Raw genomic sequence first — 24589 nt, 5'->3', positions numbered from 1 at the left:
ATCTTTGCAGCGAGAAAGTAGAACGAAATGGAAAACTTTTCCGATTAAAAAATAAATAAAGTTGTCCAAAACGTACAACTCGTAATATCTTTTATCGGAATTAGTCGCAAAAAAAAATAACTTAAAACTAACATGGAAATCAAGAACTTCACCATTACCAAGCGCGATGGATCGAGAGAGCAATTCTCTCTCGACAAGATTATGAACGCTATCCTCAAGGCGTTCGACAGTGTGAAACAGCCTGCCGACCTCGGAGCCATCTCCAAAATCCTGTCTCATCTTAATATCCATAACGACATCACCGTTGAGGATATCCAGAATGAGGTTGAGGAGGCACTGATGCGTGAGGGATACTATAAGGTGGCCAAAAGTTTCATCATTTACCGTCAGGAACATACCGAAGACCGCGAGGCTGTGCAACAGATGAAGTTCCTCACCGATTATATGGATGCCGACAATGCGGCCACAGGATCGAAGTTCGATGCCAATGCCAATGTGGAGCATAAGAACATTGCGACGCTCATCGGCGAACTGCCAAAGCGCGGTTTTATCCGTCTGAACCGCCGTCTGCTCACCGAGCGCATAAAGAAGATGTACGGCAAGGCCCTCGCCGACGAGTATCTCGACAAGCTCAACCACCATTTTATATATAAGAACGACGAGACAAACCTTGCCAACTACTGTGCTTCCATCACCATGTATCCGTGGCTTATCGGCGGCACTACGTCGATCGGCGGCAATTCTACGGCCCCAACGAACCTCAAGTCGTTCTGCGGCGGATTTATCAATATGGTCTTTATAGTCAGCTCTATGCTCGCCGGTGCTTGCGCAACACCGGAGTTTCTCATGTACATGAACTACTTCATAGAGAAGGAATACGGCAAAGACTACTGGAAACACCCCGATGAAGTTGTCGATCTCAGCCTGCGTCACCGCACACTCGACAAGGTTATCACCGACTATTTTGAGCAAATCGTCTACTCGCTCAACCAGCCGACGGGTGCCCGTAACTTCCAGGCAGTGTTCTGGAACATATCATACTACGACAAATACTACTTCGAAAGCCTCTTCGGCAATTTCTTCTTCCCCGACGGAACGCGTCCTGACTGGGACGGACTGAACTGGCTTCAGAAGCGTTTCATGAAGTGGTTTAATAAGGAACGCACCCGCACCGTGCTCACCTTCCCGGTGGAGACGATGGCCTTGCTCACCGAGAACGGCGACTGCAAGGACAAGGAATGGGGCGACTTTGCCGCCGAGATGTACTCCGAGGGCCATTCATTCTTCACCTATATGAGCGATAATGCCGATTCGCTGTCGTCATGCTGCCGCTTGCGCAACGAGATTCAGGACAATGGATTCAGCTATACCCTCGGTGCCGGTGGCGTGTCGACAGGCTCGAAATCGGTGCTCACCATAAACTTGAACAGATGCATACAATATGCTGTAAACCATAAACTTGACTATAAGGAGTATCTCTCCGGAGTCATCGACCTCTGTCATAAAGTGCAACTTGCGTACAACGAGAATCTGAAGCAGTTGCAGAAGAACCACATGCTCCCCCTTTTCGATGCCGGATACATAAACATGAGCCGTCAGTATCTCACCATCGGGATTAACGGACTCGTTGAGGCTGCCGAGTTCATGGGGCTGAAGATTACTCCTAACGACGACTATCTCCACTTCGTCCAAGGCGTGCTCGGTCTTGTTGAGAAATACAATAAGGCTTACCGTACTAAGGATGTGATGTTCAACTGTGAGATGATTCCCGCCGAAAATGTGGGTGTCAAGCATGCCAAATGGGACCGTGAGGATGGATATTTTGTACCTCGTGACTGCTATAACTCATACTTCTATGTTGTTGAGGATGACTCACTTACAATCCTTGATAAGTTCAAGTTGCATGGCGCACCGTATATCGAACATCTCACCGGCGGCTCGGCCCTGCACATGAATCTTGAGGAACACCTCTCGAAGGCGCAGTACCGGCAGCTCCTTAGGGTGGCTGCTCAGGAAGGATGCAACTACTTCACCTTCAACATCCCCAACACCGTATGCAACGATTGTGGCCATATCGACAAGCGCTATCTCCATGAGTGCCCTGTATGCCACTCTAAGAATGTCGACTACCTTACCCGTGTCATCGGCTATCTCAAGCGTGTCAGCAATTTCTCCATGGCCCGTCAGGAGGAAGCTCACCGCCGTTATTACGCTACAAAGGAGAAGTACACCGTCGGCACAACGCAGGACGACCTCGACAAGGCAGAGGCTAAGGCGGCCGAAATGGCTAAGCCGAAGACGGTAACGGTGAAGTGATATGCTAAAATACGTAAATACTGACATCGTTTTTCAGGAGGTTCCCGACGAGACAACGTTGGCCATCAACTTGTCGCTCTGTCCGTGTCATTGTCCGGGCTGCCACAGTCAGTATCTCTGGACCGACACCGGACAACCTCTTACGGTCGAGGCTCTCGATATGCTCATTGCCTCCGATGGGGCCAACGCCATCACCTGCGTCAGTTTTATGGGTGGCGACAACGACCCGTCAGCCGTCGACCGTCTGGCGCTGTATGTCCATACCCACTATCCCAACCTTAAAACGGCGTGGTATACGGGGCGGACGGTGGTGTCGCCGGATGTCGACCGACAGAATTTCGACTATATAAAGGTGGGACCGTACATCCGCCATCTCGGACCGCTGAAGTCGCCATCGACAAACCAACGGATGTTTCGGCGAAGGCCCGACGGCTCGTTCGAGGATATCACTGCGAGATTCTGGAAACGGTAAACGCCGATTATACTACGCTTTAAACGCCAAAAATACGCCATCAAAGCTATAGATTGCTATCTACAAGCTTATAATAAAGATACTCTAAACGATAGGTTTCAAGGTGGAGATCAGTCGTTTAGAGTATCTTTTTTTACATTCTCGATATGGAAAATATATCGTTGAAAGCAATTAAAGATATAATCGAATAATTACTCCCAATATATTGTGATTCAATTGATTGGCCTTTGGATGTCTTAAACTAACTCCGTAAGAAGTTATAGTGGTGCCGGGACTCAAGATAATGCAGGTCGCTCTCGTGTTCGTAGGCCTCCCTCTCGAATCTGACATGGTAGTAGGCTGTTGTCCACCGGCGGAATTTCGCGAGGTGGAAAAGCCATTCCACGAGATACCAGACGAAGAACGGCAGATAGAGCAGTTCGCGCTGCTGGGCGGCATGGATGCGCTCATGATTAATTTCCTTTGCTGTGAGCTCCCGACGGGCAAAGACCACTCCGAAGAGCGTTATTGCATAATATCCACCACGGAAGAGATGTCGGTTTACGATTATAATCTTTGTCATTGTTAATGCCCTATGTGATAATGAGTTATAAGTTTCCTTTCCAGCCATGATGCAGGAAAATGCAATTTGTGATGTACTATTTCAGTTTTTCTTTATACCTTTGATGTCGGAAAGAACATATCGTTATGAATAAAGAATACAGCAATATTATTTTCGACTTAGGTGATGTCCTTGTGCGTCTCGATAGCGACGGATGCATGAAAGCCTTCGCTGCCCTTGGTCTCGGCGAGTTTCTCGATGCAGCGAAACATCCTGAAGGTCATGAACTTATGCACAATCTTGGGCTTGGTCTCATCAGTACTTCACAGTTTTGCAATGCGATTCGATCCCTGTCGGGACTGCCCATCACCGACCGTCAGATAGTCGATGCCGCCAACGCGATGCTCGTCGAAATTCCCGACAGGAAGAAGGAGATACTCCTCCGTCTGCGGAAAGAGGGCAAGAAGGTATTCCTTCTCAGCAACACCATTGATATCCATTGGGACTATTGTGTCGCTAATCTATTCCCCTACGATGGTCATGGCGTCGACGATTATTTCGACAGGCTGTTCCTTTCGCAGCGGATGCACCTCGAGAAGCCCGACCCTGAGATTTACAAGGAAGTCGTCAGACAGACAGGTATCAATCCCGCCGACACATTATATATAGACGATCTCCCCGACAACTGTGCCTCGGCACGGCAGACGGTGGGCTGGACTGTATTCCGAAACGAACACTTCGACGACTGGCTCCAGCTCTTCTGACCCGTCGTTTCATCGTCTGTGCTGCGGCTTTCGCTCTCCCGTCGCCGGGCCAGGGAACGGAACGCAGTTCCTCTATTGTGGATTTCGATATATGACATGCAAGTCGCTTCATTAGCTTAGTATTTTGTCGGATACAAAGATACTGCAACTTTTCCGTAATAAAGAAATCCTGTCATTCTTATTTACAGCAGGGTTGAATTCTCCGTTTTTCTTACAGTGCTGTTTTCAGTAGTCAGTATGGAAATGCAAAACGGTCCGTTTCGGCTTCTGAAACGGACCGTTTTAGACGATGAAACGGCCTGTTTTAGAATGCAAAACGGGCCGTTTTGTAAGTCGCTGATTATCAATGGGTAACAGAGAAGGGATTATATAGTGCTTTTGTTTGAATTATTTTTACAACTTTGCCCTCTGTTTCCGCCCTCCTCTATCACTGAATCTTAGTCATGTGATAGCCCATAGCCTTCAGTTGCATGGCGCTCCCCATGAGGTACATGATGTGCAGTGCGGCAATGAAAGCATAGAACGCGTCGGCAGAACCGGGCTCCGCTCCGAGGTGCAACAGGGTGTTGTAGGTTCGTGAGGCGCACTCGCCGATGACCTTTCTGAGGTCGCCGACACCCTTCTCGTCGAGCAGCAGCACCTTCTCGCTGATGTAAGTGTCCATGTCGTCATACCCTATTCGGTCGCGCAGGTATCTGTAGAGGTCGTCGACTTTTCCGTAGAGGTCCCAGTCGAGGTCCCAGTATTTGGCCACAGCCATACCGACATACATCATCCATCCGAGGGCTGCTGTGGGATAGCCGTTGAACTCCCGTATGCCGTCGGGCATATAGCTCTCGCCGATTTTCGCCCACCGCTCCTCGATATCGGGAGCCTCAGGGAAGTGCTTGTCGACGAGTCCGATGCTCGTCAGGTAGTTGTGGAGGTCGGCATGGAACAGGCGCTCATACTCTTTGGTCTTGTTCGTTGGAGCTGTCTGACTGTTCTTCTCCATTTTCGTTTTCCTTTCTTCTTGTTTCGTGAAATCTATTGTTTGATTACCAATGTCAGTCATCAGCAAGATATGTGCCAAACACAGCTGTCAATGCGGTAGCTGTCATACCTGATGGTAGAACTCGTCGAACGGCAGACGGTAGCGCTCACCTCTGACACCGCCCTCCGTGCGCACCCCGCAGGTGATGACCATGTTGATGCCGCAATCTTGGGGCAGACCGAGGGCGCGCTTCACGCGCAAACTGTCGAAACCCTCTAAGGGACAGGTGTCATAGCCCTGTTCGCTCATGGAAAGCATGAACGTCTGAACGGCGAGCGCGCAGCTCTTGTGAACCACCGTCCGCATGTCGGCCTCAGTAACCTGGCGGGGTATGGCACGGAAGAGTCCGACAGTCTGTGCCACGATTTTCCTTACCAGTCCCAACAACCCGAAACACCGCTTATATGACAGTGGCATGAGCTTGGCATAGTACTTCTTCTGCAAGTCTATGCGGTGGGCCTTACGGTCTTCAGGACTGTTCCTTTGAATCTCCGCGATATTGGCTTCGAGAACTGCCTTGGCATGAGCCTTCCACTTGTCCTGCCGCGTGACGAATACGACCATCTGCTTGCAGCTGCGGGCGCTGCCCTGACCGAGACAGGCCTCAGCCATCAGCCGTAGCTTGTCGGGGTCGGTGACGTGATAGGCCTCCCAGAGTTGCATATTCGAGCTCGTGGGGGCGAGAGTGGCCAGTCGGATGCACTCCTTTACCTTCTCTGTGTCTAACTCCTTGTCCTTATCATACTTGCGCACCGCACGGCGATGCTCCAAAATCTGTTCTAAAGTCATAGCTATATATTATTCTTTAATGTCTTGTTTATCTCAGTAAGTCGGTGTAGAGCGCAAAATACTTCCACAGCGCCGGCGACAGCGGTGCCTGACTGATGTCGCCGCGGACGAGCATTCCTAACACCTCCTCTTTGTCGATGAGGTGAACGCTGATGTCCTCGGTGCTGTCAAGATGGCGGTCGCCGACGGGAATGGCGTTGCGAGCGAGGAAACTGTACATCTTATTGTCCTGCACACCGCCCTGAGCATATTCCACCGACAGCGGCTGCCAGTCGTCGGAGCCATAGCCGGTCTCCTCGCTGAGCTCCCTCTTGGCGGCAGTCAGCGGGTCCTCGCCGTCCTCAACGATTCCTGCAGGAATCTCGGTGAGCACCTCCCTGACAGCGTGGCGGTACTGCCGTTCCATGATCAGCTTGCCGTCGGGAGTCTCGGCAACGATGCAAACAACGGGTGCGAAATGCAGATGATAGAACTCGTCGTATATCTTTCCGTTCGGCAGTTTCACCCGCTCACAGTAAGCGTCGAGATGTGGTCGGTGGATGATATTCTGCGTCGAGAGCACCTCCCATTCCATGTCGGCATCGGCGAAGTCAGCCTCGCAGAGCTTTTTGGTCATCCAGATGCTTGTGGCTGTATGGCCGGAGTTGCCAATCTGATGGTCTAAAGCCTCAAAACCATAACGCTCATACATCCTCACCGCACCGCCGAACTGGGGGAAAGTCTCGAGGTAGGCTGTGGTATAACCGAGATAACGGGCACTTGAAAGAGCCTTCGCAAATAGCTGATTGCCAATGCTTTTACCGCGTGCGTTAGAGTCAACATAGAACTTAACAATCTCGCACCATCCCTTTGGCAGTCCGGCTGTGGGATACACTCCGCACGTTCCTATCACCTTGCCGTCGGCCTCGGCCACCCATAGCACCGACAATGGCTCGTCGCGGAACAGCTCATACTGGCGGTCGGTGTCGGGATCGTCGTAGACGGTGTGTGTTTTCGGCATGTCGAACTCGTCGAACACGCAGCGGATAATCTCGGCTATGCGCCTGTTGTCGGTCTCACGGATCCTTCTTATTATTGTCATTTGTCGCCTTCCCGTTTTTCTGAAAATAATAATTGACGTGCAAAAGTACGATTTTGTTTTCATTTGCCAAAACTATTTTGCCATTAACTCCACCATCGCTGATGTTGCCGGAACCGGTGGAGAACGGGCAATCGGTGAGGGGCTGCTGACATTTAGTTGTAAAGCGTAGATTTTCCTGCCTTTGTAACTACTTGATACAGAGTAAAAAAATAAGAAAAATGAAGAAAAATTTGGATTTCGTCGAAAAATTTTGTATCTTTGTATTTAGAAAATCGAATTACTTAAATCCTAAAATTTAGCACTATGTCGAAAGCTGTCATTACTTACTATGGTCACAGTTGCTTCAAAGTTGAGGCCTGTGGCTCATCAATAGTCTTTGATCCTTATGAGAACGGGAGCGTACCCGGACTCCAGTTGCCCAGTGACTTGACTGCCGATGCCGTGAGCTGTTCGCATAGCCACGGCGACCATAATGCAGCCCACAGAGTGAAAACCTCTGGCAGAAAGCTGAATTTCGACATCAGAAAGATTACCGTACCCCACGACCATCATAATGGTACCCACCGCGGACTGTCGGATATTACATTCATCACAATGCCGGGTTTGACAATAGCCCATCTTGGCGACATTGGTCGCCTGCCAGATGAGGACGAATATGCGCAGCTCTCGCGTGCCGATGTCGTGCTTATGCCATGTGCGGGCTATTTCACCATCAACTCGAAGGAGGCCGCTGAGATTATCAAGCATCTCAAACATCCATGTCTGACGGTTCTCATGCACTTCCGTGAGGGTTCCACCGGCTACGATGTTCAGGAATCTATCGCTGACGTTATGAGAGATATTAAAAATGTGAAGCGGCTCAAGACATCAAATATCATTATCGACTCCGATGATGTTCCCGACGAGGTCATTACCCTTCAGCCTGAGCAGTGATGTTTGCTAACGAAACCCGACATGAAGAAAGTATCTCTTATACTTATCTGTCTGCTGACAGCTGTTCTCTGCAGAGCCGCCACCTACAACGTGCGCGACTACGGAGCTAAGGGCGACGGCAAGTGCTTGGATTCCAAATATATAAACATTGCAATCGCCAAGGCTGAGGAGCAAGGTGGTGGCACGGTGATATTGCCCGCCGGAACGTATCTTTGTGGGAGCATTCATCTCGACAATAATATCGAATTGCGGCTCGAGGCTGGTGCGCGCATCGTGGCTACGGCCGACAGGGCGGCGTATGACAAAAGTGAGGTTTTCGACGGACCGCAATATCAGGACGGTGGTCACACGTTCTTTCATAACTCGTTGATATGGGCCGACGGAAAGGTGAATGTGGCCGTAACCGGTCGGGGAATCATCGACGGCAGTGCTCTGACGAAGAGAGATACCGAGAAAGCCGGGATTGTTCAGGGCGGAAGCATAGGTCAGGCCGACAAGGCTATAGCCCTGAAGAACTGTAAGAATATTGCCATCGAGGGCATTACCATAACTAAAGGCGGCCATTTCGCGATAATCATCACGGGGTGTGAGAGGGGATATATAAATAATGTGACCATCGACACCAACCGCGATGGAATCGACATCGACTGCTGCCGGTTTGTCAATGTTAGCGGATGCCTCATCAATACCCCCAACGACGATGCCTTAGTCATTAAGTCGAGCTACGCTCTGCAAAGACCTGTGGCTTCCGAAAATATCAATATCTATGGCTGTACCGTGACCGGTTATAAGCTCGGCACACTGCTGTCGGGTGAGAAAATTCCCGAGGCGGTCAATTGGGTGTGCGGACGAATAAAGCTTGGAACGGAGAGCAATGGTGGCTATCGCAACATCACTATTACGGGATGCACAATGGAGTATTCCTCAGGATTGGCTTTCGAAGAGGTCGACCAGGGGCGGATGGAGAATATCACGGTCAGCAATATAACCATGAATCACGTCCACCACTACCCCATTTACATCACCACGGGATGCCGCAACCGTGGACCGAAGGAGCGGACTGATGTCAGCTATGGCGGCAATATATCAATAAATAATGTGTGTGCGCTCGACTGTGACAGTCTGTGTGGAATAATCTGTACCGGAATGCCACAGCATCCGCTGCGCAATATCTCCTTGAGCGACATAAGAATAGAATATAGAGGTGGTGGCAAACCTTGGACTTTGGGTAAAGTTTATAGGGAGCAGGGAACGAATTATCCTGAACCGCGGTGGGCGGGACCTACGCCGGCCTATGGCCTATATGCCCGCCACGTTGATGGTCTGGTGTTGCGCAATGTCGTTTTCTCGCTCCTTCGCCCTGATGGGCGGGAGGCTATCGTCACTGATGATGTGACCAATATGAGCGTTGACGGCAAGAGCTTGTGATTTTTATAAGACGAAAAGAGAATGACGAATGAAAAGAATGGAATAAAGGCATGGCGGACGCTGTCGAGCGAATATATAGTGCGGCGGCCGTGGCTTACTGCCCGTCGCGACTCTGTCGAACTGCCAAACGGCAACGTTTATGACGAATATTATGTGCTTGAATACCCTGACTGGGTTAATATGGTATCCATTACCGACGACGGACAGATGATTATTGAGCGGCAGTGGCGACAAGCCATTGGTGAGATTTCATCGGAGATTCCGGCCGGAGTCATCGAGAAAGGCGAACAACCGTTGGCAGCCGCACAGCGCGAGTTGGCTGAGGAGACGGGCTTTACCGGCGGTGTGTGGACGGAGCTGATGACAATAGCACCAAACTCCAGTACTATGAACAACCGCTGCCACTGCTTTTTGGCTGAGGGGGTGACCAAGACCGAAGGGCAGCATCTTGATGCCACGGAGGACTTGGAGGTTCTGCTCAAATCGAAGAAGGAAGTCTTCGACATGCTGATGCAAGGTGAATTTCATCAGGCAATGATGGTTGCTCCACTGTATAAGTACTTCTTAATGAATGTAATAGAGAGGTAGATGAAGAAATTACTTAAACCATTATTGGCCATCATTGTGCTGTTCGTCATCATTGTGGTGGGAGGTAGTTTCTATATGCTCAGCTATTCGCTACTGCCATCGCACAACAAGGGACGCAATGAGGCATATATGTGGAAACTGATGAAGCACCGTTGTCCTGGTGACAGCCTGTGGCTCGACAGTCTTCGAGCGTCCCACGCACTGAGAGACACCTTCGTCATTGCCGCCGACGGTGACCGCCACCATGCCGTCTACCTATGGCCAAACAACAGGAAAAAGTTCAATCATAAGGTTGCCGTGCTCGTTCATGGATATACCGACGATTACATCTCGATGCTGCCGATAGCGCATATATACTATAAGATGGGCTACGGAATCATGCTCCCCGACCTCCACGGCAACGGGCGTAGCGATGGTCAGGAGCAGCAGATGGGCTGGAAGGACTGCAAGGACGTGAGGCAATGGATAGCTGTAGCTACGGATATCTTTGGCTGTGAAAAGGCTGAGGGTAAGCGGATGGTCCCAAATATCGTCGTCCATGGGGTGTCGATGGGTGCCGCCACGGTTATGTGCCTGTCGGGTGATCCATTACCTTATAATGTGCGCTGTTTTGTAGAGGACTGTGGATATACCAGTGCATGGGATGAATTTAGCCTTCAGTTGAAGGAGCGGTTCGCCCTACCCGATTTCCCACTGATGTATTCCACGTCAGCGCTCTGTCGGTTGCGTTACGGATGGTCATTCGGTCAGGCATCTCCAATACGGCAGGTGGCAAAATGCCAAAGACCGATGCTGCTTATTCATGGCGACCACGACACGTTCGTTCCGACGGCGATGGTCTACGAACTCTACAAAGCTAAGCCTGCACCAAAATGCCTTTGGGTGGCTACCGACGCACGTCATGCCCGCAGCTACGACAAGCATCCCGGAGAATATGCCCGTTGCGTAAGCTCTTTCGTCAACAAATATATGCATTGAGATAGCAGAATGTAAGTTGAACAAGAACGGATGAAATTGTAAATTATTTAGTAATTGGAGTTATATTGTATCAGAATTGTTCCTTTTTATAAAAATTATTTGTACTTTTGCATCAAAAATAGAAGAAAGTATAGCCCTAACGTCGATTTGGTAATCGGCAGACAACTGCATTGTGAATCTCAATGGATGTAGCAATAGCAATTCCGGCAATGACAAGCGAGGGAGCAACATGGTCAAAGGTATATGTCTGTAACTTCTCGGTGGTTGTGCTATTGATGCGTTCACTGATTACTTGTGGCTGTTGAATTTCGGCGGATTAGCTATCAGCACTGCCTTTGGAAGCTGCTTTGATAACAGAAATAATGCGGGGACTATAGGGTCTGACAAAAAAAGATTATGGAAGGAATATTTTCAGCCGACGGATTTCTCAATCAGTCATTGACAAGTGTCAACAACATTCTGTGGACCTACATCGTATTGGCACTGCTCATTGGCTGTGCACTGTTGTTCTCGTTTAAGACGCGATTCGTACAGATCCGTATGTTGCCGGAGATGATTCGGCTTCTCGGCGACGGTACTAAAAAGGACGGCAGCAAGCATATCTCATCTTTTGAGGCTTTCGCAGTGAGCATAGCCTCGAGGGTTGGCACGGGCAATCTTGCTGGTGTAGCTACAGCTATTGCCGTCGGCGGCCCAGGTGCTGTGTTCTGGATGTGGACAATAGCATTGCTCGGAGCGGCCACGGCGTTCGCCGAGTCGACTCTTGCGCAACTCTACAAACGGCATGGCAAAGGCACATATATTGGCGGTCCAGCCTATTATATTAAATATGGTCTCCATTCTACGCGGTTTGCACGACTCTTCGCCGTTCTCATCACCATGACCTTCTGTCTGGCTTACATCAGTATTCAGAGTAATACCATCTGTGGTGCGATGAATAATGCTTTCGGCATTCCGGCTTGGGCTATGGGCATCATTCTCGTTGTCCTCTCCACGGCATGTGTCTTTGGGGGCATTCAGCGCATAGCCAAGGTCAGCAGCATTCTCGTTCCTGTCATGGCTGTGCTTTATTTCATTCTCGCGGTAGTAGTCATTGGTATGAATATCAGTCTTATACCTAAAGTTATTAAACTGATTGTTGAGAATGCTTTCGGTCTGCAACAGTTCGCTGGAGGATTTATAGGTATCACGATGATGAACGGCATCAAACGGGGTCTCTTTTCCAATGAGGCCGGTGAAGGCTCGGCCCCAAACATTGCCGCCTCGGCTGATGTCACGCATCCGGTAAAACAGGGTCTCGTTCAGGCTCTTGGCGTATTCACCGACACGCTGCTGGTCTGCTCTTGCACAGCCTTCATCATTCTCATCAGTGGTGTCTTCACTAATACGAGTCTTAACGGAATCCAGCTCACCCAGTCAGCCCTCCAGCACGAGGTGGGGTCGGTGGGCACCATCTTCGTGGCACTGGCAATACTGATGTTTGCCTTCAGCAGTATCATCGGAAACTACACCTATGGTGAGATGAACGTGAAGTTCCTTACCTCCGACCGCCGTTGGCTCTTTCTGCTGCGGATAATGAACGGTGCCGTGATGGTCTTTTTCGGTGCTATCGCCTCCCTCGATCTGGTGTGGAGCATCGGTGACCTGTTCATGGGTTGTGTGACAATTGTCAATATTGTGGCTATCGTTCGCCTCCGCCATCAGGTCTTTTCCCTCCTCACCGATTATCAGCATCAGAAGCGGAATGGCGTAAAGAGTCCCGAGTTTCATCGCTCTCAGATGTCTGAAATTCAGGAAAATATTGAGTGTTGGGAGTGAAGACCCACCGGCAGAGTATGGCGTCATAGTCAGAGTTACATGCATGTGCGCGAAATATAAACACATATGTTTCGTATACTGTTGAGAAATCAAGATCCTTGTTCGTTTGATATAGATGTTATGTTGAGGTTCACATGGATTCATCTGTTCTCTCGATGGCATAAGATGTTTTTTATATAATGAGTAGGCTGGTAAGCCGGACTCTTTCACCCGCCAAAGAATAAAATTTCCGTCAAAAAATGAAAAAGTCTTGATTTTATTTGGGAAAGACGGAAAAATGTTGTACCTTTGCACTCGCTTAACAAGAAAAGGATTCCCTTTCAGAAGCTAAGTCTGGTTTAGACTCGCTAGCTCAGTTGGTAGAGCACAACACTTTTAATGTTGGGGTCATGGGTTCGAACCCCATGCGAGTCACGAATAATGTTTACAAACTCTCCGATATTGGAGAGTTTTTTTTGTTTCTAACCGATTAACAATTAGTTGAAGTACTTGAAAAACAAGATGTTACCATAGGGTTTAATGAGCTAATGTTGAATCGCTTCGATTGGAAAGAATTGTAAAGAATAGGACGGGATTGGAATCTCATGTTATCGGTCGGTATTACCAGTAACATGGATCTATGTTACTGATAACGTTAAAATGGTCATGATTTTTCCCGTCGAAGCTTAAAGTTTGTTAAACCATGAGCGCTGAAAATGTTAGCGTAATCTACAATCGCAAGCATACTGCGTGAAAGATTAAATGCCACATGTCTTGTAGTTTCAGATAAAAAATAGTATTTTTGCACTTCGAACCGAGAAAGTTTCTGATAAATATAACTTGTAGATTCCGATAAAAAATAGTATTTTTGCACCACTAAAAGACAAATCAAAAACAAACTTGTATGAAAAAATCTAATCTCTTTCTATCTGTCTTGCTGACGGCATTGTGCACTGTGGCTTCAGCTCAATCGCTGTCTGTAGACTCGCAAGTTGACCGAAATGCTGTAAAAGCTGATACTTCCAGTGCTGAAGTCAAATCGAAAACTTACAACGTCGGCAATGGTGGAGCCTATATGTATGCTTTTTTCCCGAGTTCCACAAGCGGTCCAGTACCGGCTGTAGTAGCACTGCCGGGTGGTGGCTATTCTCATCTCGCCGTTGCCCATGAGGGTACCGACTGGGCTTCATACTTCACGTCGCATGGTATGGCCTACTTTACACTTATCTACCGTCTGCCCGATGGCGACCGCAGTAGGCCAATCTCAGATGCTGAGGCAGCGATAAAGATGGTACGGGACAGCGCAAGGGTGTGGAATATCAACCCCAAAGGAGTAGGTATTATGGGATCATCGGCCGGTGGACATCTGGCATCGACGGTGGCTACCCACGCCGCCGCTGGGGTGCGTCCTGACTTTCAGATTCTTTTTTATCCAGTTATAACGTTTGTTGGTAAGACGCATAAGGGCTCCTTGAAATGTTTCCTTGGTAAGGATTCGACCAACAGGGCTGCGCTTAAGGAGTTCTCCAATGAGCGTCATGTGGAGGAAGGTGTCACTCCACCGGCTATCATCTTCTATGCCAAGAACGACAAAGCGGTTCCGCCGGCATCGAATGCTGTGGCGTATTATAAGGCACTGAAGCGTAAAAAAGTCCCTGTGAGGATAATTGAATATAATGACGGAGGCCATGGATTTGGCTTTAAGTTAAAGTTTAAATATCATGACCAACTACTTCATGATTTAGGTGTTTGGCTTGACGATATGAAGTTTAAGTTGAAGTAGGAAATCCAATTTGAATTAAAAAGGCTGGCTCTACGATAGAGTCAGCCTTTTTAACTATTCGGTTGTTCGTTTATCTCGCGAGAGCATACTTGTGCAGTGTAGCCCTTACAGCGCCCTTTCCGGCGAAGAGTTCACGGACCATTTCCTCAATACGACCACCGAGTCCGGCCTCATAGAGATCGACTCCGAAGATGTCCTTGCGACTGTAAAGATTCCTCAGACAGCTGAAGTCGTTATCGCTGCTGCCCACCTTCAGTGGAGCTACGATGGTCTGCAACTCTTCAAGCATGGGATCGGGAGATGGCGCGAAGGCGTTGCCCTCATCATCGATGCCCTTCAAATAGCGTGAATAAGCGGCGAGAACGAGAGGAATGAGCACAAGATTTGACATGTCGAGATGTCGTGTGATATACTTCTTTATAGTCTCGCCAAAGCGGATGGACAGTTTCTGACTTGTGTCGCTTGCAATACGCTGTGGAGTGTCGGGCATAAACGGATTTGGCAGCCGTTTGTTGATGAATGCACCGATAAACTCGTATGGATTGAGGATTCCGGGGTCGGTGACTACTGGCATAGCCTCGATATATCCTATTTTCTGTACGAGAGCCCTAATGTCTTCATCACGAATCTCGGCAGAAATGAGGTCGTATCCTAACAGACAACCGAAGATAGCCATAGCCGTATGGAGCGGATTAAGGCAGGTAGTGACTTTCATTGTCTCCACCTTGTCTACGGTGTCGCGCGTAGTGTAGATAACCCCGCCGAGATTGAGTGGCGGACGCCCGTTGGTGTAGTGATCCTCGACGACGAGATACTGTGTCTCCTCTGAGTTGACGAATGGTGCTGTGAAAGTGTGACGGGCAGTCTCAATATAGTTGTTGTCGTCAAACCCGTCGGCGGCGAGCAACTCCTTGACTTTCTCATGTGGACGTGGCGTAATTTTGTCTATCATCGACCAAGGGAAGGTTATCTTGCTCTCATCTTTGAGATAGTCCAGAAAGGCCGCAGGCACCAGGCCGTCGTTGGCCCACCTCCCGGCATAGGCCATAACCCCGGCTTTCACCTTATCGCCATTGTGGGAGCAGTTGTCCATGCTCTGAACGGTTAACGGCAGTTGTCCGGCCTTGAAACGCTCGTAAAGAAGAGCACACACCTTGCCCATTGCGAAGACGGGCTCCATGCCACGGGCGAGGTCGGCATCGTTGTAACTGTAGCCTTTCTCGGTGATAGTGAAGGAAATCATCTCAAGCGAGGGATTGCGGAATATCTCGACGAGACGGCTCCAGTCGTCTGATTGCATGTCGGCTTTCAGCGATTCAGTGACCGATGCTATTACTTTCTTCTCTACTGTTCCCGCCGACTGCAGGCTTACCAGCAGCGACAGGTTGTCGTAGGGACGGTAGGCTTTGTCGATAACCTCATAGTCGAATGTCTCGGCCACGATAACACCACGGTCGTATTTTCCGGTGTTCAGCACGTCCTGCAATATGGCAGCCGGAAAGGCGCGGAAGATGTTTCCGCCACCAAAGTGTACCCATGTGGGATTATCGTGCGTCTTCTGACGTACTGCGGCAATGTCGAACTTAGGAAGTTCATAGCCTTTGGTCTCCCACTCTGCCCTATTGAAATCTTTTTTCAGTATGTCTGTAAGTTTCATTTTTTTCTATGTGTAAGTTATATTATGTGCCCAAAGGAATGCTTATTCTATATATTCATGATGTAACTATATTATGCTTTCCATAAGGCAGTTACCGGTTTTCGTTAATCAAAGAATCCAGGCTGATGGAACGGCTTTCCCAACTCGCGGTCTACGGTAGCTATGATTCCCTGTACCTGTCCCATAGCGAACATACGTCCGAGGAAAGAGTATCCTGCGTTGTAGCCTCTGGCCTCGTCGCCGAGCATTGTCATTCCATGGTCAACACGCATCGGGAGATGCTCGATAACTGGATCTTCGGCTCGTCTCATCTCTTCCTTTTCGAAGATTCGTGCCAGTTCGATGATATCGGCACGTCCACCGAGATGGCTTGCTTCGGTGAAATCGCCGTTGTCGAAAACGTGGCATGAGCGCAGGTGCACAAACCATGTGCGTGAAGCGTACTTGCGTGCCAGTTCCACGACGTTGTTCTGAGCCCCTGCCGACAGACTTCCAGCGCAGAAAGTGAGACCGTTGTGGGGATCGTCGACGGCATGGAGGAACCAGTCGATATCGGCATCGCTTGTTACGATGCGCGGCAATCCGAGAATCTGGAATGGAGGATCGTCGGGATGGACACACATATACATGCTGCACTCGTTGCACACCGGCATAATTGCCTCGAGGAAGTACTTCATGTTGGCCCGCAGTTCATCGCGGCCGATACCTTTATATAATGCGAGGAGCTGACGGAAGAGTTCTATTGGGTGCTCATCGTCCTCACGGAAGTTGCCGCTGACAAATCCCTGAGTCTTAATGACAATATTCTCGACAAGCTGGTGCTCAGCCTCGGGAGTCATCGTCTCACGTAGTTTGTCGACCTCCTTGAGAATGTCGCGTCCGTTGGGTTTGCCGTCGGGACCGAGCACCTGGAACTTCGCCCAGTCGTCGCGCGCGCCGTCACGTTTTAGGATATAGATGTCGAAATAGGCGAACTCCGGGATACTGAAGTAGAGGTTGTAGGTGCCGTTGGGGTTGAGATGAAGCAGATCGGTGCGAGCCCAGTCGAGTACCGGCATGAAATTGTAGCATACGGTGTGAATTCCCTCAGCAGCGAGGTTGCGCAGACTCTGCTTGTAAATTTCAATCTGGCTGTCGCGGTCAGGACCACCATATTTTATTGTTTCCGTCACCGGCAGCGACTCGACAACAGACCAGCGCATACCGTAGCCCTCGATATACGTTTTAAGATCGTGAATTTTCTCGCGTGTCCACACCTCCCCGAGCGGGACATCGTGAAGAGCTGTAACGATGCCTTCAACTCCGATTTGTTTCAGCATGGCAAGTGTAATCTTATCGTTCTTGCCAAACCATCTCCATGTCTTTTCCATTGATTTATTGATTAGTTTTGTTCTTGATTTATCAGCCTTTTAGTTTAGCTATTGCAAAGATAGTAATAATGATATACTATGTGTGACTAAATGAATTAAAAAAACTAAAATGACACAAATGAAAACATATTTGAAAGGGTCGTGTCAATTTTCAAAGCCATGTCTCATGTTTTTTGTGGTGTGCTTAATCTTTTTGTGGGTTGTGGCGACATCAAGGCACTTGTCATCAATATGATTCTTCAATAGCGAACACTATTTTTGGAGAAGCGAGGAGCGACAATAGAATGGTGAAATATAATGTAAAAGTAATTCATATTTTACCGGTCCTTCATTTGTCTTTGTATATCATTGATTCTCAGACGGTTACTAATACATGCTATTTTGCGTTGTAAAACGGTTCGTTTTAGGACGCGAAACGGTCCATTTGGCGAGCCGAAATGGACCGTTTGGGAAGCCCAAATGGACCGTTTGGGAATCGTGTAAATATATTTCAATATTGGTTTGTTGTAGCGTTGCTGTTACTGAGTCATGAGGATGGCTGATAGAGCGCCATGCCATCGATTAATCTATGCATCCATAGAATTCGCCAAGAGGCCTTCAACCGGAGAGATATATGGGAAGTACCTAAACCTGATCCATCATCTTTAGGTAGCGGTTAGTTTGTTGGCTATCAGAAGATTACAATAAATAAACTTCCTCGTGAAAAGCCTATATTTTGCGTCCATTATGCCATGACAGTCAATAATTAAATGAAAGAGCTGTAAATCTTCAACTTAAAAAATGTTTTTTTATTTTGTTTTGTCTGCATTTTGCAGTACCTTTGCAAATTATGAAAACGAACATTAGAAGAATATTTTCAGCTATAATATTATTCGTGTCCTGCGCGCTCAGTGCAAGTGCGCAGTATTACATACAATGTGAGGATACCTGCAACCATATCCACGGCCTTGATATGAGCCATTATCAGGGCAACGTGTGGTGGGAGACTGTAGGTGCCAACAGTAAGATGTACTATGTATACCTCAAGGCCAGTGAGGGTGGTGATAATATCGACAGGCGTTATCTTGAGAACATTACCCTGGCGCGCCGTTATGGGCTGAAGGTCGGTTCCTACCACTTCTACCGTCCCACGAAGCCACAGGCTGAGCAAGTGCGCAACTTCCGCACCCAATGCCGTCCGCAGGATCAGGACCTCGTGCCGATGGTCGATATCGAGACGACCGGAGGACTGGGCCGTGCCGAGCTCTGCGACTCGCTCCATAAATTTCTGCGTCTGCTCGAGAGGGAGTACAGGCAGAAACCTCTTATATACACCTATGAGAGTTTCTACAATAGTTATCTGACCAATCAGTTGGGAGGATATAAACTCTTCATTGCCAAGTATAACAGTCAAAAACCGGTGCTCCGTGACGGTCGCGATGTCTTTGCGTGGCAGTACACATCGAAAGGACGTATCAATGGTGTCACCGGCTACGTTGACAAGTCGCGTCTTATGGGCCGGCATAGTATGAGGGAGATAAGATTCCGACATTGAAGTCGGTGGGATGAAAAATTTTTGAGAATCGAATAATATAATTAAGCACCATGATAATCAAATGTCCTGAATGTGGTCATCAGATTTCCGACAAGGCTCCGGTATGTCCGAGCTGCGGAGTGGAGATAGCAGGGAAGATTGTCCGCTGCCCTAATTGTGGCGAGATTCACTTTATCAGTGATGGCATCTGTCCCAACTGTCATCATAGCTTGCTTGCCACGGTTAATGACAGCAGGTCGTCTGTCGCACATGAGCCGTCTTCGGCCGACAGCAGTGAGGATGCTCTTGCTGAGGAGCAGGCCATCGCGGAGGAAGAGAATGAGATTGCCGCGAAGGAGAGCAGGCAGAAAACGCAAGAGGTTTCGGCCGAGCCCGTGATGCCCGGTGACTCTGCTGACGAAGAGCCTATCAGTGCTGTGCCCCTGACGAATGCCACGAGCGGTGACAAAGAGCCGGTGCGTCCGCTGACCGACAGCGGCATGGCTGAGGCACATCCTTTAGACAGCAATAAGGCTGGTGATAGCCCCAAAAAGCCCGCTGGTACTTCAAAGGTCAACCGTCGGTCTCTGATAATTTCGCTCATCGTAGCTGCTGTTATCTGTCTTGTAGTTCTTTTTCTATACAGTAACGCCAAGCAGGACAATGAAAACAGTGAGTATCTGCAGGCTATAGAGAGCAGGGATCCGAATATCCTTAAATCGTATCTTGACACCTACAGTGATGCACCGCAGGAACATCGCGACTCAGTGATGGCTCTACTCAATGCGATTGCGGCATCAGATCCTGAATGGGAGAAAGTAAAATCGTCGAACGACGCTAATGCGCTGCGCCAGTATCTCGCTCAGAACCCGAAGTCGGAGCACCGGCAGGAGGCTATGGCGATGATTGACGAACTCGACTGGAAAGCCGCTCTGCAGACCCATGATTTCGCCAATTATCTGTCGTTGCACCAGAACGGCCGGCATGCGCCCGAAGCTGTCGACTCGGTTAAGATGACTATGGACATGCCGGCATCAGGCGATGATAAGCGGAAGGCTGTCAGTGCCATACGCTCTTTCCTCGTAGCCATCAATGCGCATAATGCCGACAGGGTCAAGAACTGTTTCGCGTCGCATCTCGAATTCTTTAATGAGAAATCGTCGGTCGACAACAGTGAGGCCGTGAACTATATGGCAATTATTTACAAAAACGCCGAGCGCCTTAACTGGCACGTCGATGATGCCGATGCTGCCAAGGTTACGAAAGTGGGCAACGGTGCATCAGCAAAATACTCACTGACAATGCCGGCCCGCTTGTCGGTTAACTACACATCGGGCAATAATGTCCAGGCCGGGTATAACATTCAGGCCAAAATCGACGGTTCAGGGCACATCACAGCCATAAGACTTATAAAGCAGGCCGACGGAGTGAGCGCCATTGAGAAGAAACCCGCAGCTACCGAAAAGAAATCGGAGAGCACGGACAAGAAACCTGCTAAAGACGTGAAGAAATCGTCGACGAAAGAGAAGAAATCGACGGCGACGAACAAGAAAAAGTCGAATTCGGATACGAAGAGTTCGGGAAAGAAAAAATAATAAAAACAACATAATAAAAAATCATCGGTTATGCTTACACTAAAGCAAATCAGTGAGGACACTGAAAAGGTAATTAAGGGACTGGAGAAGAAACACTTCGCCGGTGCCCGCGAGGCAATTGAGAAAGTACTGGAGTACGATAAGATTCGCCGTGAGTCGCAGCAGAAACTCGACGCCAATAAAGCCGAGCAGAACCGCCTCTCCAAGCAGATTGGCGGACTAATGAAAGAGGGCAAGCGCGATGAGGCTGCTAAGGTGAAAGACCAGGTGGCTGAACTGAAGGCCGCCGACAAGGCTCTGACGGAGGTCATGGACAAGGCTCAGAGCGATATGACAAACGAGTTGCTCGATATTCCAAATATTCCTAACGACAAAGTTCCGGAGGGTAAGGATGCGTCGAGCAATGTGGTTATTAAGGAAGATGTCACCAATCTGCCTAAGTTGGGCGATGATGCTCTTTGTCACTGGGATCTGTTGAAGAAGTTCAACCTCGTCGATTTCGACCTTGGCGTGAAGATTACCGGTGCAGGCTTCCCTGTATATATAGGTAAGATGGCCCGATTCCAGCGCGCTCTTGAGGCTTTCTTCCTCGATGAGGCACGAAAGGCTGGCTATACAGAGATTCAGCCTCCTTACGTCGTTAATCAGGCCTCGGGCTATGGCACCGGACAGCTCCCCGACAAAGAGGGACAGATGTACCACGCTAATGTCGACGACCTTTATCTTATCCCTACTGCCGAGGTGCCGGTAACGAACTTGTTCCGCAATGAAATCCTCGACGAGAAACAGCTCCCGCTGAAGTATTGCGCATATTCGGCTTGCTTCCGCCGTGAGGCTGGTTCGTACGGAAAGGATGTACGTGGACTGAACCGTCTGCATCAGTTCGATAAAGTCGAAATCGTACGTGTCGACACTCCGGAGCACTCCTATGCTTCTTGGCACGAAATGCTCGACCATGTGGAGGGACTCTTGAAGAAGTTGGAGCTGCCTTACCATCTACTGCTGCTCTGTGGCGGCGATATGAGCTTTACGTCGTCTATCTGTGTCGACTTCGAGACATACTCAGCAGCTCAGAAACGCTGGCTTGAGGTCTCGTCGGTATCCAACTTCGAGAGCTATCAGGCCAATCGTCTGCACTGCCGTTTCCGTCGTAACGATACTAAGAAGATTGAACTCTGCCACACCCTCAACGGCTCTGCTCTTGCTCTGCCGCGTATTGTGGCCACTATTATCGAGAACAACCAGACACCTGAGGGCATCCGTGTGCCTAAGGTGCTCGTACCGTATTGCGGTTTCGAGATGCTCGACGACAAGATGTAAACAAACAATCGACAATATGCAGCACAGTACTTTAGCAGCTACTGTGCCGCATATTCCCCTTTGTTTATGCGATTCCTCTTTGTCAGCTGCACCTGCGAACTACATATCTTTGCGGTCACAAACAAACAGTAAGACAAGAAGAGACAAGCTCTGCCCCACCCTCTTTATACAAATGCTGACGCTGCCATGCGGCGCTGCTCTTTTTTTAACCTAACCAAGAACTGCCAAACAATGAACAAGATTCTATCAAAACAACAATTCTCCGAGAAAGTCTTTTGCCTCACGGTGGAAGCACCTCTCATCGCCCGTAGCTGTCGTCCGGGACAGTTCATCATCGTACGTGTAGACAAAAACAGTGAGCGGGTGCCATATACTATTGCCAAGAGCGATACCGTGAAGGGTACTCTAACACTTGTTGTCCAGGAAGTCGGGCTTTCATCGACGAAACTCTGCCGCTTGGATGCGGGCGATTATGTGCTCGACATCGTCGGACCACTTGGCAATCCGTCACCAATAGAGAAATTCGGAACTGTAGTATGCGCAGGTGGTGGTATAGGTATTGCTGCTATTCTGCCAATACTCACAGCACTGAAGAAAGCCGGTAATAAAGTGGTATCGGTGCTTGCGGGAAGAACGAAGGAACTGATTATAATGGAGGATGATGTCCGGCAGAACTCCGATGAGGTGATAATCATGACCGACGACGGCTCTTATGGCAGTAAGGGCGTAGTCACGGTAGGAGTTGAACAGGTTATAAAACGCGAGCATGTTGACCGGGTCATTGCCATCGGTCCCCCAATGATGATGAAGTTTACTTCACTTCTGGCTCAGAAATACGGAATCGCCAATACGGTGTCGCTCAACACGATTATGGTTGACGGTACCGGTATGTGTGGTGCCTGCCGTCTAACTATCGGTGGAAAAACACGTTTCGTATGCATCGACGGACCGGAATTCAACGGTGATCTTGTCGACTGGGACGAGATGCTCAAGCGAATGAGCACATTTAAAAGATGTGAAAAGGAGGAAATTGAACACTATGCTGAACATATTCCTGCCGATGAAGGACAGAAACCGGCAACTGCTGATGTTAAGTCTGCCGACAGCGAGTCAGCTCCTGAGGAGGTTTCCGCTGACGACCTCACTGACCGCAACGCTCCATGGCGCGTAGAATTGCGCAAGGCAATGAAACCTAAGGAGCGGACAGCTATTGAAAGGGTTAAGATGCCGGAACTCGACCCTGTTTATAGAGCAACGACACGTACTGAGGAGGTGAATAAAGGACTCACACCGGAGATGGCTGTGCGTGAGGCTCACCGTTGCCTCGACTGTGCAAAACCGTCTTGTGTTGAGGGCTGTCCGGTTAATATCCACATCCCAGACTTTATAAAGAATATTGAACGGGGCAATTTCTTGGGAGCTGCTGAGGTGCTCAAGATGACATCGGCACTGCCGGCTGTCTGCGGGCGTGTATGTCCACAGGAAAAACAGTGCGAGAGCAAGTGCATCCACCTGAAGATGAATGAACCTGCTGTGGCTATCGGCTATCTCGAACGTTTCGCCGCCGACTATGAGCGTGAGAGCGGTAAGGCGGTTCTTCCAAAGGTGGCACCGGGCAACGGCATCAAGGTCGCTGTAGTAGGATCGGGACCTTCTGGACTTTCTTTCGCCGGCGACATGGTGAAGAAAGGATACGAAGTGTATGTCTTTGAGGCTCTCCACGAGATTGGCGGTGTGCTTAAATACGGAATACCCGAATTCAGGCTTCCAAATAAGATTGTCGACGTTGAAGTTGATAACCTCCGCCGCATGGGTGTCCATTTCCTTACCGATACCATTGTCGGAAAGACAATATCTGTAAGTCAGCTTGAGGAAAAGGGATTTAAGGGCATATTCGTCGGCTCCGGAGCCGGACTGCCTAACTTCATGAATATTCCTGGAGAGAACTTTATCAACGTGATGTCGTCCAACGAGTATCTCACTCGTGTAAATCTCATGGACGCCGCCAATCCTGCCACCGATACACCTATTAATATAGGTAAGAAAGTCGTAGTCGTGGGTGGCGGCAATACTGCCATGGACTCTTGTCGTACAGCAAAACGCCTTGGTGCCGATGTCACTCTCGTGTACCGTCGCTCTGAGGCTGAGATGCCGGCACGACTTGAAGAGGTGAAACATGCCAAGGAGGAGGAAATTCGCTTCCTTACTCTTCACAATCCGAAAGAGTATCTTGCTGACGATGAAGGACGCGTACGTGCGGCAGTGCTCGATGTCATGGAGCTCGGCGAGCCCGACAGCAGTGGAAGACGGCGTCCGGTGGCCACAGGAAAAACGGAAACCGTAGAATGCGATCAAGTCATCGTTGCCATAGGCGTGTCGCCAAATCCTCTCGTACCAAAGAGTATAAAAGGCCTCGAGCTTGGAAGAAAGAACACCATCGTTGTCGACGACAACATGCAGAGTTCACAGCCGGATATCTTTGCCGGAGGCGACATCGTTCGTGGAGGCGCAACCGTAATCCTCGCTATGGGCGACGGACGGAGAGCAGCAGCCGCTATGGATGCAAAACTGTCTTCAAAGTGATTCATTAATCAGTCCCGGCGATGCCGACTCATGGACGGCTTCGTCGGG

19 protein-coding genes and 1 tRNA gene are annotated in these 24589 nt (G+C 49.2%); 14 read left to right on the top strand and 6 right to left on the bottom strand.

Annotated elements, in window-relative coordinates; genetic code table 11:
• Positions 1-132 precede the first annotated feature (132 nt).
• Both nrdD and nrdG read left to right on the top strand, forming a co-directional pair.
• Positions 133-2316: an anaerobic ribonucleoside-triphosphate reductase gene (nrdD, locus tag LDN30_RS14205; protein ID WP_223930008.1), complete on the top strand. Its 2184-nt coding sequence runs from the start codon at positions 133-135 to the stop codon at positions 2314-2316.
• A 1-nt stretch (position 2317) separates the two neighbouring features.
• Positions 2318-2788 (top strand): anaerobic ribonucleoside-triphosphate reductase activating protein, encoded by a 471-nt coding sequence (gene nrdG / locus LDN30_RS14200; protein WP_223930006.1) that lies wholly within the window; start codon positions 2318-2320, stop codon positions 2786-2788.
• Positions 2789-3029: 241 nt separating this feature from the next.
• Here nrdG and LDN30_RS14195 read toward each other — a convergent pair whose 3' ends face one another.
• Positions 3030-3350 (bottom strand): hypothetical protein, encoded by a 321-nt coding sequence (locus LDN30_RS14195; protein ID WP_223930004.1) that lies wholly within the window; start codon positions 3348-3350, stop codon positions 3030-3032.
• A 125-nt stretch (positions 3351-3475) separates the two neighbouring features.
• On the opposite strand from LDN30_RS14195, the gene LDN30_RS14190 reads away from it, so the two are divergent.
• Positions 3476-4093 carry an HAD family hydrolase gene (locus tag LDN30_RS14190; protein WP_223928218.1) on the top strand — a complete coding sequence of 206 codons (618 nt, stop codon included), beginning with the start codon at positions 3476-3478 and terminating at the stop codon, positions 4091-4093.
• A gap of 427 nt (positions 4094-4520) precedes the next feature.
• Here LDN30_RS14190 and LDN30_RS14185 read toward each other — a convergent pair whose 3' ends face one another.
• The 3 genes from LDN30_RS14185 to LDN30_RS14175 all read right to left on the bottom strand — a co-directional run bounded on the left by LDN30_RS14185 (position 4521) and on the right by LDN30_RS14175 (position 6996).
• A complete protein-coding gene (locus LDN30_RS14185; RefSeq protein WP_223930003.1) occupies positions 4521-5087 on the bottom strand; it encodes a hypothetical protein in 567 nt (188 codons plus the stop codon).
• A 102-nt stretch (positions 5088-5189) separates the two neighbouring features.
• Entirely contained in the window at positions 5190-5915 is a 726-nt protein-coding gene (locus LDN30_RS14180; protein WP_223930001.1) for a nitroreductase family protein, read from the bottom strand.
• 28 nt (positions 5916-5943) lie between these two features.
• A complete protein-coding gene (locus LDN30_RS14175) occupies positions 5944-6996 on the bottom strand; it encodes a GNAT family N-acetyltransferase (protein WP_223928215.1) in 1053 nt (350 codons plus the stop codon).
• Positions 6997-7299: 303 nt separating this feature from the next.
• On the opposite strand from LDN30_RS14175, the gene LDN30_RS14170 reads away from it, so the two are divergent.
• The 7 genes from LDN30_RS14170 to LDN30_RS14140 all read left to right on the top strand — a co-directional run bounded on the left by LDN30_RS14170 (position 7300) and on the right by LDN30_RS14140 (position 14503).
• Complete coding sequence (locus LDN30_RS14170; RefSeq protein WP_223928214.1) at positions 7300-7929, top strand: MBL fold metallo-hydrolase; 630 nt, start codon at positions 7300-7302, stop codon at positions 7927-7929.
• 21 nt (positions 7930-7950) lie between these two features.
• Complete coding sequence (locus LDN30_RS14165) at positions 7951-9357, top strand: rhamnogalacturonidase (RefSeq protein ID WP_223929999.1); 1407 nt, start codon at positions 7951-7953, stop codon at positions 9355-9357.
• A 21-nt stretch (positions 9358-9378) separates the two neighbouring features.
• Positions 9379-9945 (top strand): NUDIX hydrolase, encoded by a 567-nt coding sequence (locus LDN30_RS14160; RefSeq protein WP_223929997.1) that lies wholly within the window; start codon positions 9379-9381, stop codon positions 9943-9945.
• Positions 9946-10923, top strand: coding sequence for an alpha/beta hydrolase (locus tag LDN30_RS14155; protein ID WP_223928211.1), 978 nt, complete (start codon positions 9946-9948; stop codon positions 10921-10923).
• Positions 10924-11319: 396 nt separating this feature from the next.
• Positions 11320-12741 (top strand): alanine/glycine:cation symporter family protein, encoded by a 1422-nt coding sequence (locus LDN30_RS14150; RefSeq protein WP_223929995.1) that lies wholly within the window; start codon positions 11320-11322, stop codon positions 12739-12741.
• Positions 12742-13082: 341 nt separating this feature from the next.
• A tRNA-Lys gene (locus LDN30_RS14145) sits at positions 13083-13155 on the top strand.
• A 469-nt stretch (positions 13156-13624) separates the two neighbouring features.
• The gene (locus LDN30_RS14140; protein WP_223929994.1) at positions 13625-14503 is read left to right on the top strand and encodes an alpha/beta hydrolase; all 879 of its coding nucleotides are present in this window, start codon (positions 13625-13627) and stop codon (positions 14501-14503) included.
• A 70-nt stretch (positions 14504-14573) separates the two neighbouring features.
• Here the strand turns inward: LDN30_RS14140 and LDN30_RS14135 are convergent, their stop codons facing one another.
• Both LDN30_RS14135 and uxuA read right to left on the bottom strand, forming a co-directional pair.
• The gene (locus tag LDN30_RS14135) at positions 14574-16160 is read right to left on the bottom strand and encodes a mannitol dehydrogenase family protein (RefSeq protein ID WP_223929992.1); all 1587 of its coding nucleotides are present in this window, start codon (positions 16158-16160) and stop codon (positions 14574-14576) included.
• Positions 16161-16264: 104 nt separating this feature from the next.
• Positions 16265-17530, bottom strand: a complete 1266-nt coding sequence (gene uxuA / locus LDN30_RS14130; protein ID WP_223928207.1) for a mannonate dehydratase — start codon at positions 17528-17530, stop codon at positions 16265-16267.
• 829 nt (positions 17531-18359) lie between these two features.
• Between uxuA and LDN30_RS14125 the strand changes: the two genes are divergently transcribed.
• From LDN30_RS14125 to LDN30_RS14110, 4 genes are all read left to right on the top strand, one after another.
• Positions 18360-19064, top strand: coding sequence for a glycoside hydrolase family 25 protein (locus LDN30_RS14125; protein ID WP_223929990.1), 705 nt, complete (start codon positions 18360-18362; stop codon positions 19062-19064).
• Positions 19065-19114: 50 nt separating this feature from the next.
• Positions 19115-20638: a zinc ribbon domain-containing protein gene (locus tag LDN30_RS14120; protein ID WP_223929988.1), complete on the top strand. Its 1524-nt coding sequence runs from the start codon at positions 19115-19117 to the stop codon at positions 20636-20638.
• Between the two features lie 30 nt (positions 20639-20668).
• Positions 20669-21958: a serine--tRNA ligase gene (gene serS / locus LDN30_RS14115; RefSeq protein ID WP_223928204.1), complete on the top strand. Its 1290-nt coding sequence runs from the start codon at positions 20669-20671 to the stop codon at positions 21956-21958.
• A gap of 231 nt (positions 21959-22189) precedes the next feature.
• Complete coding sequence (locus LDN30_RS14110) at positions 22190-24541, top strand: bifunctional dihydroorotate dehydrogenase B NAD binding subunit/NADPH-dependent glutamate synthase (RefSeq protein WP_223928203.1); 2352 nt, start codon at positions 22190-22192, stop codon at positions 24539-24541.
• The last annotated feature ends 48 nt before the right edge of the window (positions 24542-24589 follow it).

The sequence above is a fragment of the Prevotella lacticifex genome (genome assembly GCF_019973375.1).
In the GTDB taxonomy this organism is placed as follows: domain Bacteria; phylum Bacteroidota; class Bacteroidia; order Bacteroidales; family Bacteroidaceae; genus Prevotella; species Prevotella lacticifex.
This window is presented reverse-complemented; position numbering and strand designations above follow the sequence as displayed.

Excerpts from the sequence above, each read along its gene's own strand:
- nrdD (WP_223930008.1), top strand. The coding sequence starts at position 133 with ATGGAAATCAAGAACTTCACCATTACCAAGCGCGATGGATCGAGAGAG.
- nrdG (WP_223930006.1), top strand. The coding sequence starts at position 2,318 with ATGCTAAAATACGTAAATACTGACATCGTTTTTCAGGAGGTTCCCGAC.
- LDN30_RS14195 (WP_223930004.1), bottom strand. The coding sequence starts at position 3,350 with ATGACAAAGATTATAATCGTAAACCGACATCTCTTCCGTGGTGGATAT.
- LDN30_RS14190 (WP_223928218.1), top strand. The coding sequence starts at position 3,476 with ATGAATAAAGAATACAGCAATATTATTTTCGACTTAGGTGATGTCCTT.
- LDN30_RS14185 (WP_223930003.1), bottom strand. The coding sequence starts at position 5,087 with ATGGAGAAGAACAGTCAGACAGCTCCAACGAACAAGACCAAAGAGTAT.
- LDN30_RS14180 (WP_223930001.1), bottom strand. The coding sequence starts at position 5,915 with ATGACTTTAGAACAGATTTTGGAGCATCGCCGTGCGGTGCGCAAGTAT.
- LDN30_RS14175 (WP_223928215.1), bottom strand. The coding sequence starts at position 6,996 with ATGACAATAATAAGAAGGATCCGTGAGACCGACAACAGGCGCATAGCC.
- LDN30_RS14170 (WP_223928214.1), top strand. The coding sequence starts at position 7,300 with ATGTCGAAAGCTGTCATTACTTACTATGGTCACAGTTGCTTCAAAGTT.
- LDN30_RS14165 (WP_223929999.1), top strand. The coding sequence starts at position 7,951 with ATGAAGAAAGTATCTCTTATACTTATCTGTCTGCTGACAGCTGTTCTC.
- LDN30_RS14160 (WP_223929997.1), top strand. The coding sequence starts at position 9,379 with ATGACGAATGAAAAGAATGGAATAAAGGCATGGCGGACGCTGTCGAGC.
- LDN30_RS14155 (WP_223928211.1), top strand. The coding sequence starts at position 9,946 with ATGAAGAAATTACTTAAACCATTATTGGCCATCATTGTGCTGTTCGTC.
- LDN30_RS14150 (WP_223929995.1), top strand. The coding sequence starts at position 11,320 with ATGGAAGGAATATTTTCAGCCGACGGATTTCTCAATCAGTCATTGACA.
- LDN30_RS14140 (WP_223929994.1), top strand. The coding sequence starts at position 13,625 with ATGAAAAAATCTAATCTCTTTCTATCTGTCTTGCTGACGGCATTGTGC.
- LDN30_RS14135 (WP_223929992.1), bottom strand. The coding sequence starts at position 16,160 with ATGAAACTTACAGACATACTGAAAAAAGATTTCAATAGGGCAGAGTGG.
- uxuA (WP_223928207.1), bottom strand. The coding sequence starts at position 17,530 with ATGGAAAAGACATGGAGATGGTTTGGCAAGAACGATAAGATTACACTT.
- LDN30_RS14125 (WP_223929990.1), top strand. The coding sequence starts at position 18,360 with ATGAAAACGAACATTAGAAGAATATTTTCAGCTATAATATTATTCGTG.
- LDN30_RS14120 (WP_223929988.1), top strand. The coding sequence starts at position 19,115 with ATGATAATCAAATGTCCTGAATGTGGTCATCAGATTTCCGACAAGGCT.
- serS (WP_223928204.1), top strand. The coding sequence starts at position 20,669 with ATGCTTACACTAAAGCAAATCAGTGAGGACACTGAAAAGGTAATTAAG.
- LDN30_RS14110 (WP_223928203.1), top strand. The coding sequence starts at position 22,190 with ATGAACAAGATTCTATCAAAACAACAATTCTCCGAGAAAGTCTTTTGC.